Source organism: Spirillospora sp. NPDC049652, assembly GCF_040675125.1.
Taxonomy (GTDB): domain Bacteria; phylum Actinomycetota; class Actinomycetes; order Streptosporangiales; family Streptosporangiaceae; genus Spirillospora.
On sequence record NZ_JBFAOF010000985.1, the window covers coordinates 1 to 2,557 of the forward strand.

Genomic DNA, 2,557 nt, shown 5'->3' on the forward strand with positions numbered 1-2,557 from the left:
GGGGGCGGCGCGGGGGGGGGCCGCGGGGGGGGCCGGGCCGCCGTCGCCGGCGGAAGCGGCGTACCGGCTCAGTCGTGGACGAGCCGGACGAGCATCTTCCCGGTGTTGGCCCCGCGCATCATCGCCTGGAAGGCCTCGAAGGCGTTCTCGATGCCGTCCACGACGGTCTCCTCCGCGACGAGCGAACCGTCCTTCAGCCACCCCGCCGCGCGCGCCGCGTAGGCGGGCGCGAGCGCGAGGTGGTCGCTGACGATCATCCCGCGCAGGGTGAGCCGCTTGCCGACCGCGAGCGGGAGGTTGCGGGGCCCGGGCGGAGGCTCGGCGGCGTTGTAGGCGGAGATCGCCCCGCACAGCGCGATCCGGCCGAAGGTGTTCATCGCGCCGATCGCGGCCTCCAGGTGGTCGCCGCCGACGTTGTCGAAGTAGACGTCCACCCCGTCCGGCGCGGCCTCGGCCAGCTGGCCGGGGAGGTCGCCCTTCCGGTAGTCGATCCCCGCGTCGTAGCCGAACGTCCCGGTGAGGCGGCCGACCTTCTCCGGGCCGCCCGCCGAGCCGACCACCCGGGCCGCGCCGAGCCGCCGCGCGATCTGCCCGGCCACCGACCCGACCGCGCCCCCGGCGCCGGACACGAACACCGTGTCGCCGTCCCGCACCGGGGCGATCTCGGTGAGGCCCGCGTAGGCGGTCAGGCCGGTCGACCCGAGCACGCCGAGGTAGGCCTGCGCCGGGGCGAGCGAGGTGTCCACGGCCCGGACGCCGTCCGCGGGCAGCAGCGCGTACTCCCGCCAGCCGAGGAAGTGCGTGACGGTCGTGCCCACCGGGAACTCCGCCGCCCCGGACGCGACGACCGTCCCGACCGCCGCGCCGGTCATCGGCTCGTCCAGCTCGAACGGCGGGATGTAGGACGGCACGTCGTTCATCCGGCCCCGCATGTACGGGTCCACCGAGACGACGTCGTTGCGGACCACGACCTGGCCGTCCCCGGGATCGGGCACGGTCACGGTCGTGAACGCGACGTCGGACGGCTTCGGCTCGCCCGCGGGACGGGCGGCGAGGCGCCATTCGCGGCTGGTGAAGGGCATGGCGGGTGTCTCCAGACGGGAGCGGGTGGTACCGCCGGCGGTCAGGCCAGCAGTGTGAGCATCTCGGCGGCCAGCGGCGCGGCCGAGGCCGGGTTCTGGCCGGTGACCAGGGAGCGGTCGGTCTCCACGTGCGGCGTCCACGGCTCGCCCTCGCGGAAGTCCACGCCGGCCTCGACGAGCCGGTCCTGGAGCAGCCACCGGGCCTTGGGCGCGAGTCCGGCCAGGGTCTCCTCGGCGTTGGTGAACGCGGTGATCCGGTATCCGGCGAACGCGTTGGAGCCGTCCGCCCGGGTCGCGGCGAGCATCGCGGCGGGACCGTGGCAGACGATGCCGAGCGGCTTGCCCTCGTCCAGGGCGCGGACGAGGAGCCGCCCGGAGGCGGCGTCGGTCGCGAGGTCCTCCATCGGGCCGTGGCCGCCGGGGTAGAAGACGGCGTCGAAGTCGTCGAGCTCGACGTCCTCCAGCTTCACCGGGGCCGCGAACTCGTCGCGCTTCAGCGTCGCGGCGGTCCGGTCGGCCTCGGCCTGGCCGCCGAGCGCCTCGGCGGTGAGGCTGCCGGCGTCCACGGGCGGGACGACCCCGCCGGGCGTCGCCACCGTGACCGTGTGCCCGGCCCCGGTGAACGCCTCGTAGGGCACGACGGCCTCCTCGGCCCAGAAGCCGGTCGGATGCTTGCCGCCGTCGGCCAGCGTCCAGTGGTCGGCGCCGGTCAGCACGAACAGGATCTTCGCCATGGTCGCTACTCCAGAAGATGGTTCCGGTCAGGATGTGCCCGAACACCAGGTTCGTTCACCAGACCGGAGCGTAGCCGGGGCGTATCCAGCCCTACCAATAGAGGCTTCTATGCCGTCCATTGGTGAACCGATGGCTCAGTCGGCCAGCCGCGCGATCTCCCGCAGGTGCTCCCGGACGAGCCCGACGTGCGGCGACGGCCGCGCCCCGGCGCGCTGGACGAGGAACGCGGTGTTGATCGGCGGGTCCGGCGGGTCGAGCAGCGGGCGCAGCGAGCCGTCCGCGAGCTCGGCGCGGCAGAGGTAGCGCGGCAGGACGGTCACGCCGAGGCCCGCGACGGCCGCGGCCTTGACCGCCCGCAGGTCCGGGACGACCACGGCGGGCTCCGCGGTGAGCCGGGTGTCGAAGACGTGCCGCCAGTACCGGCGCAGGATCGGCAGGTCGTCGGCGTAGGAGAGCAGCGGGACGTCCGCGAGCGCCGCCGGGCCGTCCGCCGCCAGCCGCTCCGGGCCGAGCCGCTCGGCCCAGGACGGCGCGGCGACCAGCACGAACGTCTCGTCCGCGAACGGCTCGGCGAGCAGCGCCCGGCCGCGCGGCCGGAGGGTCGACACCACCAGGTCGAACCGCCCGGCGCGCAGCCCGGCGAGCAGGTCCTCGGCCATGCCCGTGGTGATGCGCAGCCGGACGCCCCGGGCGGTCAGCGGCCCGAGCCGCGGCACGACCACCGTCGCCAGGAACTCGGC

At 75.2% G+C, this 2,557-nt stretch carries 3 protein-coding genes; all 3 read right to left on the bottom strand.

Annotation, left to right across the window (positions count from 1 at the left end):
• Window positions 1–68: 68 nt before the first annotated feature.
• On the bottom strand, window positions 69–1,082 hold the full coding sequence (locus AB0J52_RS35795; protein ID WP_500187357.1) for an NADP-dependent oxidoreductase: 1,014 nt from the start codon (window positions 1,080–1,082) through the stop codon (window positions 69–71).
• A 41-nt stretch (window positions 1,083–1,123) separates the two neighbouring features.
• Window positions 1,124–1,816 carry a type 1 glutamine amidotransferase domain-containing protein gene (locus AB0J52_RS35800; RefSeq protein WP_500187358.1) on the bottom strand — a complete coding sequence of 231 codons (693 nt, stop codon included), beginning with the start codon at window positions 1,814–1,816 and terminating at the stop codon, window positions 1,124–1,126.
• 135 nt (window positions 1,817–1,951) lie between these two features.
• Window positions 1,952–2,557: substrate-binding domain-containing protein (locus tag AB0J52_RS35805; RefSeq protein WP_500187359.1), on the bottom strand; the 606-nt coding region annotated here is incomplete at its 5' end.

Coding starts and splice junctions, on each gene's coding strand:
- AB0J52_RS35795 (WP_500187357.1), bottom strand. CDS start 1,082: ATGCCCTTCACCAGCCGCGAATGGCGCCTCGCCGCCCGTCCCGCGGGC.
- AB0J52_RS35800 (WP_500187358.1), bottom strand. CDS start 1,816: ATGGCGAAGATCCTGTTCGTGCTGACCGGCGCCGACCACTGGACGCTG.